15 protein-coding genes are annotated in these 15,369 nt (G+C 64.4%); 6 read left to right on the top strand and 9 right to left on the bottom strand.

Annotated elements, in window-relative coordinates; translation table 11 throughout:
- Positions 1-31: 31 nt before the first annotated feature.
- The 5 genes from uppS to rpsB form a co-directional block, all read right to left on the bottom strand.
- Positions 32-796, bottom strand: a complete 765-nt coding sequence (uppS, locus tag AC6LJW_RS04995; protein ID WP_498086649.1) for a polyprenyl diphosphate synthase — start codon at positions 794-796, stop codon at positions 32-34.
- Between the two features lie 175 nt (positions 797-971).
- Positions 972-1,532, bottom strand: coding sequence for a ribosome recycling factor (gene frr / locus AC6LJW_RS04990; protein ID WP_056570293.1), 561 nt, complete (start codon positions 1,530-1,532; stop codon positions 972-974).
- 15 nt (positions 1,533-1,547) lie between these two features.
- Complete coding sequence (pyrH, locus tag AC6LJW_RS04985; protein WP_056570291.1) at positions 1,548-2,264, bottom strand: UMP kinase; 717 nt, start codon at positions 2,262-2,264, stop codon at positions 1,548-1,550.
- Between the two features lie 178 nt (positions 2,265-2,442).
- Entirely contained in the window at positions 2,443-3,321 is an 879-nt protein-coding gene (tsf, locus tag AC6LJW_RS04980; RefSeq protein ID WP_056570288.1) for a translation elongation factor Ts, read from the bottom strand.
- 180 nt (positions 3,322-3,501) lie between these two features.
- The gene (gene rpsB, locus AC6LJW_RS04975) at positions 3,502-4,251 is read right to left on the bottom strand and encodes a 30S ribosomal protein S2 (protein WP_056570286.1); all 750 of its coding nucleotides are present in this window, start codon (positions 4,249-4,251) and stop codon (positions 3,502-3,504) included.
- A gap of 878 nt (positions 4,252-5,129) precedes the next feature.
- On the opposite strand from rpsB, the gene map reads away from it, so the two are divergent.
- From map to AC6LJW_RS04950, 5 genes are all read left to right on the top strand, one after another.
- The gene (map, locus tag AC6LJW_RS04970; protein WP_105238529.1) at positions 5,130-5,951 is read left to right on the top strand and encodes a type I methionyl aminopeptidase; all 822 of its coding nucleotides are present in this window, start codon (positions 5,130-5,132) and stop codon (positions 5,949-5,951) included.
- A 16-nt stretch (positions 5,952-5,967) separates the two neighbouring features.
- The gene (locus AC6LJW_RS04965; protein ID WP_056570282.1) at positions 5,968-8,574 is read left to right on the top strand and encodes a [protein-PII] uridylyltransferase; all 2,607 of its coding nucleotides are present in this window, start codon (positions 5,968-5,970) and stop codon (positions 8,572-8,574) included.
- A 68-nt stretch (positions 8,575-8,642) separates the two neighbouring features.
- Complete coding sequence (locus AC6LJW_RS04960; protein ID WP_056570280.1) at positions 8,643-9,356, top strand: MarC family protein; 714 nt, start codon at positions 8,643-8,645, stop codon at positions 9,354-9,356.
- Between the two features lie 49 nt (positions 9,357-9,405).
- Positions 9,406-9,891 (top strand): disulfide bond formation protein B, encoded by a 486-nt coding sequence (locus tag AC6LJW_RS04955; protein WP_056570278.1) that lies wholly within the window; start codon positions 9,406-9,408, stop codon positions 9,889-9,891.
- Between the two features lie 16 nt (positions 9,892-9,907).
- Complete coding sequence (locus AC6LJW_RS04950; protein ID WP_056570277.1) at positions 9,908-10,429, top strand: M48 metallopeptidase family protein; 522 nt, start codon at positions 9,908-9,910, stop codon at positions 10,427-10,429.
- 81 nt (positions 10,430-10,510) lie between these two features.
- Here the strand turns inward: AC6LJW_RS04950 and purF are convergent, their stop codons facing one another.
- From purF to folC, 4 genes are all read right to left on the bottom strand, one after another.
- On the bottom strand, positions 10,511-12,031 hold the full coding sequence (purF, locus tag AC6LJW_RS04945) for an amidophosphoribosyltransferase (RefSeq protein ID WP_056570275.1): 1,521 nt from the start codon (positions 12,029-12,031) through the stop codon (positions 10,511-10,513).
- 30 nt (positions 12,032-12,061) lie between these two features.
- Positions 12,062-12,550, bottom strand: a complete 489-nt coding sequence (locus AC6LJW_RS04940) for a CvpA family protein (RefSeq protein ID WP_056316730.1) — start codon at positions 12,548-12,550, stop codon at positions 12,062-12,064.
- On the bottom strand, positions 12,550-13,368 hold the full coding sequence (locus tag AC6LJW_RS04935; protein ID WP_056570273.1) for an SPOR domain-containing protein: 819 nt from the start codon (positions 13,366-13,368) through the stop codon (positions 12,550-12,552). Before AC6LJW_RS04935 ends, AC6LJW_RS04940 begins: the two co-directional genes overlap by 1 nt.
- A 73-nt stretch (positions 13,369-13,441) precedes the next feature.
- A complete protein-coding gene (gene folC, locus AC6LJW_RS04930; RefSeq protein WP_056570272.1) occupies positions 13,442-14,752 on the bottom strand; it encodes a bifunctional tetrahydrofolate synthase/dihydrofolate synthase in 1,311 nt (436 codons plus the stop codon).
- Positions 14,753-14,918: 166 nt separating this feature from the next.
- Between folC and AC6LJW_RS04925 the strand changes: the two genes are divergently transcribed.
- Entirely contained in the window at positions 14,919-15,335 is a 417-nt protein-coding gene (locus AC6LJW_RS04925; protein ID WP_056570270.1) for a cupin domain-containing protein, read from the top strand.
- Positions 15,336-15,369: the final 34 nt, after the last annotated feature.

The following is a 15,369-nucleotide window of genomic DNA, read 5'->3' as shown; positions in this document are numbered from 1 at the left end:
AGCCTGGAAAGACGCGCGCGTCGCGATGCGCCTATTTTGCGGCGGCTTCGCTGACTTGGGCGCTGGTGCGGCCGAAGCGGCGCTCGCGCGTGCGGTACCAATCAAAGGCGGCCGTGAGTTCATTGGCGCCAAAATCCGGCCAGTAGCGGTCCGTGAAGTAGAACTCCGCGTACGCCATCTGCCAGATCAGGAAATTGGAAATGCGCTGTTCGCCGCCCGTGCGGATGAACAGGTCGGGCTCGGGGGCCCATGCCATGGAAAGATGCCTGGAAAGGCGCTCTTCGTCCACCCGTTCGGGGTTGGCCGCCAAGGCCGGCTCTGCCGCCAGCATGGCGCGGGTGGCTTGCAGGATGTCCCAGCGGCCGCCGTAATTGGCGGCGACGGTCAGGTGCAGCCGGTCGTTGTGCGCGGTACGTTCTTGAGCGGCGGCGATGAGCTCGCGCAGGCGCGGCTCGAAGGCGCTCAGGTCGCCGATCACGTGCAGGCGCACGCCCTGCTCCTGCAGCTTGCCGACTTCTCGTTCAAGGGCCTGCACGAACAGGCGCATCAGCAGCGAGACCTCTTCGGCTGGACGGCGCCAGTTCTCGGAACTGAACGCGAACAGCGTCAGGTAGCGCACGCCCGCGCGTCCGCAGGCCTCGACCACGCGCCGGACCGCCTGCACGCCCTTGGCATGCCCGGCGGTGCGAGGCAGCAGACGCCGCGTCGCCCAGCGGCCGTTGCCATCCATGATGATGGCGACGTGCTCGGGGATGTCACGGATGTCGGGGACCGCCTGAGTCGAACTGGTTGCCATTAGTTTGGGGACTGCGCACGGCGGACCGGCGAAAAAGACGAATACGGGAAAAAACCTGCGCCGTCGTTTCCATCGCTACGAGGAAGTACCGCGAGGCAATGGACGGGACGGCGCATGTGCAACGAAATCCTGACGCCACGCGGGCCGCAATGCGGCGCCTCGTGGCGTGCTGGGATTATACGGTCATGATTTCGGCTTCTTTCTGGACGACCATCTTGTCGATGTCGGCGACGGCGCGATCCGTCAGCTTCTGGACGTCATCTTGCGAACGACGCTCGTCGTCCTCGGAGATTTCCTTGTCCTTGACCAGCTTCTTGAGCGCTTCGTTGGCCTCGCGGCGCAGGTTGCGCACCGCGATCTTGGCGTCTTCGCCTTCGCTGCGCACGACCTTGGTCAGGTCGCGGCGGCGCTCTTCGGTCAGCGCGGGCATCGGCACGCGGATCGTGTCGCCCATGGAGATGGGGTTCAGACCCAGGTCCGACTCACGGATGGCCTTTTCGATCGGGCCGGCCATGTGCTTTTCGTACGGCTGCAGGCTGATGGTGCGGGCGTCGACCAGGTTCACGTTGGCGACCTGGCCAACCGGCACGGGCGAACCGTAGTATTCGACCTGCACGTGATCCAGGATGCCGGTGTGGGCGCGGCCCGTGCGAATCTTGGCCAAGTTGGTCTTGAGCGTATCAAGCGACTTGGCCATTCTGGCATCGGCGGATTTGCGGATTTCTGCTGCGCTCATGGAATTTCCTTTTCTTTAAACGTGTACCAACGTGCCTTCGTCCTCGCCGCTCACGACTCGCTTGAGCGCGCCGGACTTATTGATCGAAAACACTTTGATCGGCAGTTTCTGGTCGCGGCACAGCGCGAAGGCGGTGGCGTCCATGATTTCCAGACGGCGGACGATCGCCTCGTCGAAGCTGATGCGCGCGTAGCGCGTCGCGGTGGGATCCTTGTTGGGATCCGCGCTGTAGATGCCATCCACCTTGGTGGCCTTCAGCACGATCTCCGCGCCGATTTCGGCGCCGCGCAGTGCCGCAGCCGTATCGGTGGTGAAGAAGGGATTGCCGGTGCCCGCGGCGAAGATCACGACCTTGCCCTCTTCCAGGTAGCGCAAAGCCTTCGGCCGGATGTAGGGCTCGACGACCTGATCGATATTCAGCGCGGATTGTACCCGGGTGTCGATACCCTTGTGCTTGAGCGCGTCCTGCAGCGCAAGCGCGTTCATGATGGTGGCCATCATGCCCATGTAGTCGGCGGTGGCGCGGTCCATGCCCTGCGCACCCGGGGCGACGCCACGGAAGATGTTGCCTCCGCCGATGACGATGGCCAGTTCGACGCCTGCGGCGGCGACTTCAGCGATCTCATCGGTCATACGGACGATGGTGGAGCGATTGATGCCGAAAGCATCGTCGCCCATCAGCGCCTCGCCGGAAAGTTTGAGAAGAACCCGTTTGTATGCCCTGCTGCTCATAGGTGATATCCCGAAGAACAATCCGACGAAAGTGTAAGACAAGAATGGGGTTGACCCCCAGCGCCGCCCCGCGAGGCGGGTTGGCTGCCCCATAGGCGTCTGCCTTTTGGGGCCCATGCGGCGAAAAAGGCCGGACTAGAATTTAATCTAGCGCCGGCCTTTAAGCACTACCTAGAGGTCAGGCGGCGCCAGCGGCGGCAGCGGCAACCTCAGCGGCAAAGTCGCTGGTCTTCTTCTCGATACCTTCGCCGACGACGAACAGCACGAACTTGCTGATCGAGGCGCCCTTTTCCTTCAGGTGCTGTTCGACCGTGTGCTTGTCGCTCTTGACGAACGGCTGCGACAGCAGCGTCACTTCCTTCAGGAACTTCACGACCGAGCCTTCCACCATCTTGGCGACGATGTCGGCGGGCTTGCCGGATTCGGCAGCCTTCTGCTCGGCAACCGAGCGCTCGGCGGCGATGTCGGCCGGGTTCACGCCGTCGGCGTTCAGGGCCTTGGGCTTGGTGGCGGCAATGTGCATCGCCAGATCCTTGCCCACTTCTTCGGCGCCGGTGTATTCCACCAGCACGCCGATCTTGCCGCCGTGCACGTAGCTGGCCAGCGAGTTGGCGGTCTGGATGCGCTCGAAGCGGCGGATCGAGATGTTTTCGCCGATCTTGCCGATCAGGGCGGTACGGGTGGTTTCGACCGTGCCTTCACCGTACGGCAGCGCCGACAGCGCGGCCACGTCGGCCGGGTTCTGCGTGGCGACCAGTTCGGCCAGCTTGTTCACGAAGCCGACGAAGTCGTCGTTCTTGGCGACGAAGTCGGTTTCGCAGTTGATTTCGATGACGGCGCCTTGCTTGGCGTCGGCGGAGATGAACAGACCGATCAGGCCTTCGGCCGTGACGCGGGCAGCAGCCTTGCTGGCCTTGTTGCCCAGCTTGACGCGCAGGATTTCCTCGGCGCGGGCCAGGTCACCTTCGGCTTCCGTCAGGGCCTTCTTGCATTCCATCATGGGCGCGTCAGTCTTTTCGCGCAGTTCCTTGACCAGGGCAGCGGTAATTTCAGCCATGTTTGCTCCAAATTTTGCTAAGACACGCCCCGGCGGGCCGGGGCTGTGATTTGATTCGATGGGACGCCCGCACTGGGCGGGCCTGGAAGATGGGAGCCCAGCTTCGCAGCGCCGGCGGGGCGGAAGCGGGCCAGTCTTGGCACCGCTTCCAGACCTTAACCGCCGGACATGACAACCGGCTTAGGCCTGGTTGTCTTGAACTTCGACGAACTCTTCCTGACCTTCGCCCAGTTCTTCGACCAGACCGTTCAGGTTTTGCTCGCGGCCTTCCAGGACGGCGTCGGCGATGCCCTTGGCGTACAGCGCGATGGCCTTGGCCGAGTCGTCGTTGCCGGGGATGACGTAGTCGATGCCTTCGGGCGAGTGGTTGGTGTCAACCACGGCGACCACGGGGATGCCCAGGGTCTTGGCTTCGGCGATGGCGATCTTGTGGTAGCCGACGTCGATCACGAACATGGCATCGGGCAGACCGTTCATGTCCTTGATGCCGCCGATCGACTTGTTCAGCTTGTCCAGTTCGCGTTGGAACAGCAGGCCTTCCTTCTTGATCATGCGCTCGGCGCCGCCTTCGGCGACGACGACTTCCATGTCCTTCAGGCGCTTGACCGAGGTCTTGACCGTCTTGAAGTTGGTCAGCATGCCGCCGAGCCAACGGGCGTCGACGAAGGGCATGCCGCAACGTGCGGCTTCGGTGGCGACCAGTTCGCGAGCGGCGCGCTTCGTGCCGACGAACAGGATGTTGCCGCCGCGAGCAGCCAGCTGCTTCACGAACTTGGTGGCTTCCTGGTACTTATCAACCGTCTTTTCGAGGTTGATGATGTGAATCTTGTTGCGGTGACCGAAGATGTACTGAGCCATCTTGGGGTTCCAGTAACGGGTCTGGTGACCAAAGTGGACACCCGCTTCCAGCATTTCGCGCATCAAAGACATTTAATTCTCCAAGGGTTGGTTTCTTGCGCCGCACCTGCATCAGCATCCTGCTGACACCCTGGGTGGTGTTGCGCGCGATTTCCCGCAAAACGCGGGATGACAAAGATTTTAACCGGGCCGGCCGATCACTGCCGCAATAACTACGACGCTCCAGGCGCGTTGCCTGTAGCGGCTCGCCTTTAACGACTTCTACTACGCTGCCGCGATAAACCCAGACGGCCGCCACACGACAAGAGACTTGCATTGCGTCTGTCCGACACTCCAGGAAGTTCCTGGAAGTTTCTTCGAGACGCACCCGGAATTGTTTTGTTGGCGGCGAAATCCAGTTCTTCGCAAACTTGGCCGCAAGGCCAGCCCGCGCATCAGGCCACTGTGGCAGTTCTTAAGGATCCCTTTCAGGATGCGCTTTTCAGCGCACGCTTTTCAGCGCAATTCCAAGAACTTAATCCAGCGCCCATACCGAACCTGCATCGCCGCTCGAAAACACTTCCGGGCTTGCAAGCACACCGCGCCCAGCCAATGCCGGCAGTCATGCCCACAGCCTGCCCAGCTGGATTTCCATGCAACACTTGGCTTTCCCTATGCCCAGCAGCCTGCCCGAATTCGCTCCACAACCTTCGCTTGCGGTGAAACTTCAGGGCTTGCCGCGGGATCCTAGAAAAGAACCGCGCGAAACGAGAAATCCTGCCGGATGTGCTCTGGACCCAAAGGCCAGCACCCGCCGGGTTTGGCTTGGGGCCAAGATGTTCTCACCCTGACGGATGTTTTCACCCTGACCCTTCTTGCCGGTAACCCGATTGCTCCCCAAATTTTTAGGGAAGCTTATAATTCTACTATTCTTTCAAGCAGACATTCAAGCGACTCATCGCAAGCTTTCCATGGGCACAATCACCAATCCGGCCGACCTGGCCAAAATGCGCGCCGCCTGCCAGGACGCCGCCAAAGTTCTCGACTTCATCACCCCGCACGTCAAGCCGGGGGTCACCACGGGCGAACTCGACCGCCTGTGCCTGGAATACCTGACCGACGAACTGAAGGTGAAGTCCGCCACGGTCGGCTATGCGCCCCCGGGCTACCCGCCCTTCCCCGGCGCCATCTGTACCTCGGTCAATCACCAAGTCTGCCACGGCATTCCCGGCGACAAGGTCCTGAAAAACGGGGACTCATTGAACATCGACGTCACCATCATCAAGGATGGCTGGTTCGGCGACACCAGCCGGATGTACGCGGTGGGCGAACAGTCCATCCTGTCCCGGCGCCTGTCCGACATCACGTTCGAGTGCATGTGGAAGGGCATCCAGCAGGTCAAGAACGGCGCCACGCTGGGCGACATCGGCAACGCGATCCAGAAGCACGCCGAATCGAATGGCTTCTCCGTTGTCCGTGAATTCTGCGGCCACGGCATCGGCGAGCGCTTCCATGAAGATCCGCAGGTGCTGCATTACGGCAAGCCCGGCTCGGGCGTGAAGCTGGTGACCGGCATGCTGTTCACCATCGAGCCCATGATCAATGCCGGCCGCCGCGAGATCCGGCAACTGGCTGACGGCTGGACGGTCGTCACCCGCGACCACAGCCTGTCCGCGCAATGGGAACACGCCGTCTGCGTGACGGAAACCGGCTACGAGGTCCTGACCCTCTCGCCCGGCATGCCCCAGCCGCCCGCGTTCATCACCGAACCCATCGTCATCCCCGCCGTCTGAAGACCCGCAGCCACCCATGACCGCCGAAATCCTCACCAAGCTGCGCGAACGCATCCAGGAATCCCGGCGGGCCGTGGTGGCCCAGTTCCGGGAACACGAACGGCCGGACATCCTGCTGACCGAGCTGCGCCGCATCGTGGACGTCGCGCTACGGGATCTGGTCAAACATTGCCCGCTGCCGGTTGGCGCCACGCTGGCGGCCGTGGGCGGTTATGGCCGGGGCGAGCTCTACCCCCACTCCGACGTCGACCTGCTGATCCTGCTGCCGCACGCGCCGACGCCCGACGAAGAAAGCGCGATCGAAAAACTGGTGGCGTCGCTGTGGGATCTGGGACTGGAGCCCGGCCACAGCGTGCGCACCATCGAGGACTGCGAGCGCGAGGCGGACGCGGACATCACGGTAGAGACCGCGCTGCTGGAATCGCGCTGGCTGGCCGGCAGCCGCGTGCTGATGCGCAAATTCGATGCGGCGACCAAGTCCCGGCTCGATCCGCAGGCGTTCTTTCTGGCCAAGCGCGTCGAAATGCAGCAGCGCCATGCGCGCTACCACGACACGCCGTACGCGCTGGAACCCAATTGCAAGGAATCGCCGGGTGGCCTGCGCGATCTGCAGGTCATTCTGTGGATGGCGCGCGCCGCCGGTTTCGGCAACAACTGGCGTTCGGTGGCGCAGGCGGGCCTGTTGACCTCGTCCGAGGCGCGCGACCTGCGCAAGGCCGAGCAGGCCTTCAAGCGCCTGCGCATTGAACTGCACCTGCTGGCCAACCGGCGCGAAGACCGGGTGCTGTTCGATCTGCAGCCCGCGCTGGCCGAGGTCTACGGCATTCACGCCACCGCCACTCGGCGGGGCAGCGAACTGCTGATGCAGCGCTACTACTGGGCGGCGCGGCTGGTGACGCAACTGAACGGCATCCTGGTGCAGAACATCGAGGAACGGCTGTTCCCGCGCCCCGACAGCGACGCGCGCGACATCGACGACGATTTCCGCAACCTGCGCGACCGCCTGGACATCATTCGGGACGACGGCTTCGAGCGCAATCCCACGCTGCTGCTGCGCGCCTTCCTGGTGATGCAGCAGCACCCCGAGCTGACCGGCATGTCGGCCCGCACGCTGCGCGCCATCTGGCATTCGCGCCACCGCATCGACGCGCAGTTCCGCCGCAACCCGGTCAATCGCAAGCTGTTCCTGCAGATCCTGCAGCAGCCGCGCGGCATCGTCCATGAATTGCGGCGCATGACCATGCTGAACATCCTGCCGCGCTATTTGCCGGTATTCCGCCGCATCGTCGGACAGATGCAGCACGACCTCTTCCATGCCTATACGGTGGACCAGCACACGCTGGCGGTGGTGCGCAATCTGCGCCGCTTCACCATGCCCGAACATGCGCAGGAGTACCCGCTGGCCAGCCAACTGATCGCCGGCCTGGACCGGCACTGGCTGCTGTATGTGGCGGCGCTGTTTCACGACATCGCCAAGGGCCGCGGCGGCGACCATTCCGAACTGGGCGCGCGCGAAGTCCGCAAGTTCGCCGCGGAGCACGGCATGGACCCGGAGGACGCCAAGCTGGTCGAATTTCTGGTGCGCCAGCATCTGTTGATGTCGGCGGTGGCGCAAAAGCGCGACCTGTCCGACCCCGAGGTCGTGCAGTCGTTCGCCGCCACGGTCAAAGACGAGCGCCACCTGACCGCGCTGTATCTGCTGACGGTGGCAGATATCCGCGGCACCAGCCCCAAGGTCTGGAACGCCTGGAAGGGCAAGCTGCTGGAAGACCTGTACAAGCTGACGCTGGCGGCGCTGGGCGGCGCCCATGCCGACGCCCACACGGTCCTGGCCGAGCGCAAGGAAGAAGCGGCGCGGCTGACCCGGCTGGCCGGACTGCGCGACGACGCGCGCGAAGCCTTCTGGAATCAGCTCGACGTGGCGTATTTCCTGCGCCATGACGCCTCTGACATCGCCTGGCACACGCGCCACCTGTACCACCAGGTCGCTCCCGCCAAAGCCGTGGTCAAGGCGCGCCCCACCGAGCAGGGCGAAGGCCTGCAGATCATGGTCTACACGCGCGACGCCCCCGACCTGTTCGTGGCGATCTGCGGTTATTTCGATGCCAAGTCCCTGTCCATTCAGGATGCGCGCATTCACACGACCCGCCATGGCTGGGCGCTGGACAGCTTCATCGTCCTGCTGCCCGAGGGCGCGAGCGACCTGCGTGCGCAGGCCACGCTGGTTGAACACGAACTGGCCGAACGCCTGAAAGATCCGCAGACGGCCGCGCAGGCCCAGCCCGGCCGCGGCGGGTGGTACGGGCGCGGCCGGCAGTCGCGCGTGTCGCGCGTGTTTCCAGTCATGCCCCAGGCCGAACTCCAGCCGGACGAACGCAGCACGTCGTGGCGGCTGTCCGTCACGGCGACCGACCGCCCCGGGCTGCTGCACGCCCTGGCGCGCGTCTTTGCGCGCCACGAGATCAACCTGCTCATGGCCAAGATCATGACGCTGGGCGACCGCGTGGAAGACGTGTTCATCGTGGACGGATCCGCGCTGGCGCGCCCCCGCAGCCAGATGCAGTTCGAGCGCGACATTCTGGACGCGCTTTCGGGCGACGAGGCCCAGCAGCGCGCCGCCTGAGCCCGCATCGCCAGACCCGGCCCGGAACGCATACAATCCGGGTTTTCGGCCAGGCGATGCTTGCTCACATGCAGCTCAACGACTATCTGCGCATTTTCGGTGGCAGCTTTTTTTTCGCGCTGGCCACCCTGCTGCCGTTCCTGAATCCGCCCGCGATCGCCCCCATCTTTCTATCGCTGACCGAGGGAGCGTCCTCCGCCACGCGGGTGGTGCTGGCCAAGCGGGTTGCGATCAATGTGTGCCTGATGCTGATCGTCGCCATGGTGGCAGGCAACGTGCTCCTGAGCTTTTTCGGCATTTCGCTGTCGATCGTGCGCGTAGGCGGCGGCATGCTGGTGATCGCCAGCGCCTGGCGGCTGGTGAATTCGCCGGATGCCGACACCGAACGGGTGGCGCGCATGGCCGAATCGTTCACGCCCGAGATGGCCAAGGCCCGCGCGTTCTATCCGCTGACCTTCCCCATCAGCTGCGGCCCTGGCTCCATTGCGGCCGCCATCACGGTGGGCGTCTCGCTGCGGGACACGAACCACGCATGGAGCCTGGTGCGGCTGGCGGGCTCCATTCCCGGCATCATCGTCGTTTCGTTGACGCTTTACGTCTGCCTGCGCTTTGCGGCGCAGATGCTGCATCGCCTGGGCGACAACGGCACGGCGGTCTTCATGCGGCTGTCGGCGTTCATCATGCTGTGCCTGGGGGTGCAGATTTTCTGGGAAGGCGCGCGGGAACTGCTCCTGAGCGTGCTGACCCAGGTCATGCAACCAATTCCCGTCCCGAAGGCCTAAGCATGTCCGGCCGCCGCGCCGGCTTCGTCCAACCCATTTCAACGCAACAATGACATCTCGCTCAGAACGCCTGCTCCGCCTGATCGCCCTTTTCTCTTTCGGCGCCGTGGGCATCGCCCTCGTTTCCCAGCACGTCTTCGACATGCCGCCCTGCGCCTGGTGCGTGATGCAGCGTCTGATCTATCTCGTGATCGGCGTGGTCGCGCTGATCGGGGGCTTTGGCGGCGGACGCGCGCTGACGCGGATCTGCGGCTTTCTTGCTGCCCTCTTGTCGCTGTCCGGCATCGTGGCCGCCTGGTATCAGTACAGCGTCGCCGCCAACATGCTGTCGTGCGACCAGACGTTTGCCGACCGCTTCATGACTGGCATCGGCCTGGAAAGCGCCATCCCGCCGCTGTTCGGCATCTACGCCACCTGCATGGACGCCAAGGTGCCGGTGCTGGGCGTCGAATACGCCCTGTGGAGCCTGGCACTCTTTGTGATCCTGTTCTTCATGGCGCTGCCGGTGGTGTTCCGGCGCGGCGCCTCGGCCTGAACGCCGCATCGAGATCGTGCAGACCCTGAAGTACCTCTCCGGCTATCCGGAGCCGCTCTTGGCGCAAGCGCAAAAACTGCTGGACCAGGACAAGCTGGGCGCCGCCCTGCTTGCCCGGTATCCGGGCGGCGCACATGAAGTGCGCACCGACAAGGCGCTGTACCAGTACGTGACCGACCTGAAGAACGCCTACATGCGCAACGGCGACCAGATCAACAAGGTGGCCTTTGACAGCAAGATCCACGTGATCCAGCACGCGCTGGGCCAGCACACCTACATCTCGCGCGTGCAGGGCGGCAAGCTCAAGGCCAAGCACGAGATCCGGGTGGCGACGCTGTTCAAGAACGTGCCCGCCGAATTCCTGAAGATGATCACCGTGCACGAACTGGCCCATCTGAAGGAAAAGGACCACAACAAGGCGTTCTACAACATGTGTCTGCGCATGGAGCCGCACTACCATCAGTACGAGTTCGACCTGCGGCTGTACCTGACGCATCTGGAGGCCACGCGCACGCCGTTGTGGGAAGCGCAAGGCTGACCATTTCCGGTGCGGTGCCGCCGGCGAAAAAAATGCCGTCCCGAGGGACGGCATTTCTGTTTGCGCGAACGCCCGCAGGAATCAGGCGTCGTCGGACGTGTATCCCATGTTGAAGCGCAGGCCGCCCGCGTCTTCGTCCTTGCCGGGCTCGGAACGCGACTGCCCCAGACGGGCCAGGTACTCGGGCGTGATGTCGCCGGTGATGTACTGGCCGTCGAAGCACGAGGCCTCGAAGCGCGTGAGCTTGGGATTGATGTCGCGGACCGACTGCTGCATGTCGTGCAGGTCCTGGTAGATCAGGCTGTCGGCGCCAATCGCGCGGGCGATTTCCTCGTCCGTGCGGCCGGTGGCGATCAGTTCGCTTTGCGTGGGCATGTCGATGCCGTACACGTTCGGGAAGCGTACCGGAGGCGCGGCCGAGGCGAAGTACACCTTGTTGGCGCCGGCGGCGCGAGCCATGTCGACGATTTCGCGGCTGGTCGTGCCGCGCACGATGGAGTCGTCCACCAGCAGCACGTTCTTGCCCTTGAACTCCATGCCGATGGCATTGAGCTTCTGGCGCACCGACTTACGGCGCACGGCCTGGCCCGGCATGATGAACGTACGGCCCACGTAGCGGTTCTTGATGAGCCCTTCGCGATAGTCCAGGTTCAGGCGCGCGGCAAGCTGCATGGCGGCCGGGCGCGAAGAATCGGGAATCGGCATGACGACGTCGATGTCGCCCAGGCGCATGTTGCGCGCGACCTTGTCGGCCAGGTATTCACCCATGCGCAGGCGCGCGTCGTACACCGACACGCCGTCGATCATCGAATCGGGGCGGGCGAAGTAGACGTATTCGAAAATGCAGGGAACGAGCTGCGGATTGTCGGCGCACTGACGGGCGACCAGGCGGCCGTCCAGATCGATGAACACGGCTTCGCCGGGCTCGACGTCGCGCACGAAGGTGAAACCGCTGCCTTCGAGGGCCACGGATTCCGAGGCGGCCATCCATTCGACGCCTTCTTCGGTTTCCTGGCGGCCGATGCACAGCGGACGGATGCCGTTGGGATCGCGGAAGGCGAGCAGGCCGTAGCCGGAAATCTGGGCCACGACGGCGTAGGCGCCGCGCACGCGCTTGTGCAGGGCGGCAACCGCGCGGAACATGGCGTCGTCATCGAGCGACACGCCGTTGGCGGCCGATTGCAGCTCGTGCGCCAGCACGTTCAAGAGGACTTCGGAATCGGAGTTCGTGTTGATGTGGCGGCGGTCGACGCGGTACAGCGATTCACGCAGTTCGCGCCAGTTGGTCAGGTTGCCGTTGTGGGACAACATGATGCCGAACGGGGCATTGACGTAGAAAGGCTGGGCTTCTTCTTCGCTGGCGCTGGAGCCGGCCGTCGGATAGCGAACCTGGCCGACGCCGGACGTGCCGGGCAGCGCGCGCATGTTGCGCGTGCGGAACACGTCGCGCACCAGGCCGTGCGCCTTGTACATATTGAACTGGTTGCCTTGCGACGTCGCAATGCCCGCGGCGTCCTGCCCGCGATGCTGCAACAGCAGCAAGCTGTCATAGAGCAGCTGGTTGACCGGCCCGCGCCCGATGACCCCTACGATTCCACACATGGTGAGATTTCCTGGTTGATTTGAAGCTAATCAGTACGGTAGCCACGTCGCCAGGGTTGGCGGCAGCCACGTCTTGATATGTTTGATGGCCTCGATGGCCGAATGCGAAAACATGGCGTCCTGCCACCATGGCTCTTGTGGCAGCGGCGTGTACCCTGCGGCGGCGACCAGCGCCAGCACAATCAATAGACCACGGGCCAGCCCGAACATTCCGCCCAGGCCGTGATCGGCCGGGCTCAGTCCGGTGCTGCGGATCAGGGCGGCAAGCGTCATATTGACCAACCCCACGCCGAGCAACACGATGATGAACACCGCCGCGTAGGAGACTCCCATGCGCAGCAGCGTCGTTTCAATATAGGGCTCCAGCCAGGTATAGACCGTGGGGCCCCACCATATCGCGGCCACGAAGGCCAGCAGATAGGCGACCAGCGACAGCACCTCTTTGAGCAGGCCGCGCACCAGGCCCAGCACACCCGATACCACCAGGATGGCCAGCACGACGAAGTCGAAGCCGGTCACTATTGGGCGGCAATGAAACCATTGTCATAGCCCAGCGTGCGCAACCGCGCCTGGGCCGCCTGAGCCGCCTCGCGCGAGGGGAACGGCCCCACGCGCAGACGGAACTGCTGCTTGCCATTGATGGTGGCCTGCTCGACAAATGCATTGGTGACGCCGGCCTGATGCAGCTTGCCGCGGCGCGACTGGGCGTCTTCCGACGTGGTGTACGCGGCGATCTGCAGCACGAAATTGCCCTTGGAGGCAGCCGGCTTGGGCGCGTCGGGCTTGGGCGAGGACGCCGGAGCGTTGCGGCCTTCGAGCAGCGCCAGGGCGCGCGCGCCGTCGTCCGAACGCGAGTCGGGTTTGGCGGGCGTCGCGGGTTTGGCCGGCTCGGGCTTGGGTTTGACCTCGGGCTTGGGCGGCGTGACCGGCGGGACTGCAGGCGTGACCGGCTGTGCGGCGGGCGCGGTGGCGTGCGGCGTGTTGGACGCAGCGGCCACGGGCGGCACGGACGTCACGCCCGGTGGCGTGGGAACGGCGGCGGGGTCGGTGGGCGCGGACGGCTCGGCCGGTGCGGTGGCCTGCGGTTCCGAGACCTGCGGCTGGAACGGCGTATTGCGTTCCGGCACCTTGATGGGAATGTTGTCGTCGACCGGGGTGGGCTGCGAATCGAGCACCATGGGAAGGACGATGACGGCTGCCAGCACCAGCGCTACGGCGCCTGCGAGCCTGCGACGCGCGCGGCCACGCAACTCGGCGGCCTGGACCTCGCTTGGCACGGCAGCCCGTTTGGAGGCCTGCGCCTGCTCGGCGGGATCTTTGCGTTTGAAAAAACCCATGGAAGAGAATTCCTTGCGGCGCCTTGCGGCATTGAGGCGGCGGGGCCGCCATGACGCGAATGGCCCGATTTGCCTATGCCTTGCGACCCAGAGCCTGCAAGACGGAGGCTACGGTGAGAAACGATCCGAATACCACGATTCTATCATTCTCCCCTGCCCGTTCGCGCGCTGCGGCAAAGGCCTGGGCGGGATCGGCATAGGGCTGGATGCTGGGGCTTTCGCTGCCGGCGGGCAGCGGCGGGAGGGCTGCGGCGACCTGGTCCGCGAGCGCCTGGGCGGGGGTGCCGCGCGGCCCTGGAAGACCGGCGCAATACCAGTAGTCGACGCGGGAGCCGAATTTGGCCACCACGCCGGCGAGGTCCTTGTCGTTCAGCATGCCGAACACCGCGTGGGTATACGGATGAAAGCCCATGTTGTCGAGGTTTTGCGCCAGCACGGCAGCGGCATGCGGATTGTGCGCCACGTCGAGAATGACGGTGGGTTGGCCCGGCAGGATCTGGAAGCGGCCGGGCAGCGAGGCCTGCAACAACCCCAGGCGCACGGCCTGCTGCTGCACGGGCAGCCGGTCGCGCACGGATTCCAGCGCGGCCAGCGCCGCCGAGGCGTTGAGCAACTGGTTGGCGCCGCGCAGGGCCGGATAGGCCATCCCGCTGCGGCGCTGTTCCCGCCCGCCGTACGCCCATTGCTGGCGGTCGCCCGAATAGTTGTAGTCGCGGCCGAAGAGCCACAGGTCCGCGCCGATGGCTTCGACGTGATCCAGCAGCGACTGCGGGGGCACCGGATCGCTGCAGATGGCCGGCCGGCCGCTGCGGTAGATGTGGGCTTTTTCGAAGCCGATTTTTTCGCGCGTGTCGCCCAGCCAGTCGGTATGGTCCAGGTCGACGCTGGTGACGATGGAGCAGTCGGCATCGACGATGTTGACGGCATCCAGGCGTCCGCCCAGGCCGACTTCGAGGACGACGGCATCCAGGCGCGACTGCGAGAAGAGGCGCAGAATGGCCAGCGTGGTGAATTCGAAGTAAGTCAGCGACACATCGCCGCGCGCGGCTTCGACGGCCTGGAACTGCGTGATGAGGTCCTGATCGGAGGCGATCTGGCCGTTGACGCGGGCGCGCTCGTTGAAGTCGATGAGATGCGGCGAGGTGTACAAGCCGACCTTGTAGCCCGCGGCCAGGAGGATGGCCTCGAGCATGGCACAGGTGGAACCCTTGCCGTTGGTGCCGCCGACCACGAACTTGACGCCGGGCAGCGACAGTTGCATGCGGTCCGCGACCTGGCGCACCCGGTCCAGCCCCATGTCGATCGCGGTGGCGTGGATGGACTCCAGGTACTGCAGCCAATCGGACAGGTTGGCAGCGGCGTCAGGCGTGCGGACAGAAGACATGAGACGGGTTCGCGAAAGGAAATCAGCCTGCGATTTTAGCAGTGTGTGCCCGGTGTTTTCCCTAATCCCCTAGGGTGTGGCACGGTATCCGCCGGCAGAAAGTGCTTGCCCATGTTTTTCTCATACGTAAAAATAAATTCATGTATGGAAAATAACAGGAAGAGACATGACGCAGCGTTCAACTCCCAAATGGCTGGTGCGTGAAGCCGACGTGCCGGGCTACAGCCCTGCCAACCACACCGGCACCCTCAACCGCCGGCTGATCAGCCCGGACACCGTCGGCGCCCGCGGCGTGGAGGTGCTGCTGGGCGTCATCGACAAGGGCAAAGGCGCCCTGCCGCACGCGCACCCCGGCATCGAGCAGGTCTGTTACCTGATTTCGGGCACCGCCCGCGCGCAGGTGCAGGACGAATGGGCCGACATGGGCCCCGGCGACTGCTGTTACTTCCCCCCCGACATTCCCCACGTTTTCACCGTGACGAGCGATGAACCCGCCCGGCTGCTGGTGATCTACACGCCGCCTTACGAAGAATCCCCCGATCGCGTGATCCGCGATTTTCCGGCGCCACCCCCAGCCGCTTGACGCGGCGCTTCGCGAGAGGCAGCGGCCGATAGAG

Source organism: Achromobacter sp. 1012554356 (genome assembly GCF_059760815.1).
Note: the sequence above shows the minus strand (reverse complement) of the source record. Positions and strands in the feature narration are given on the sequence as shown.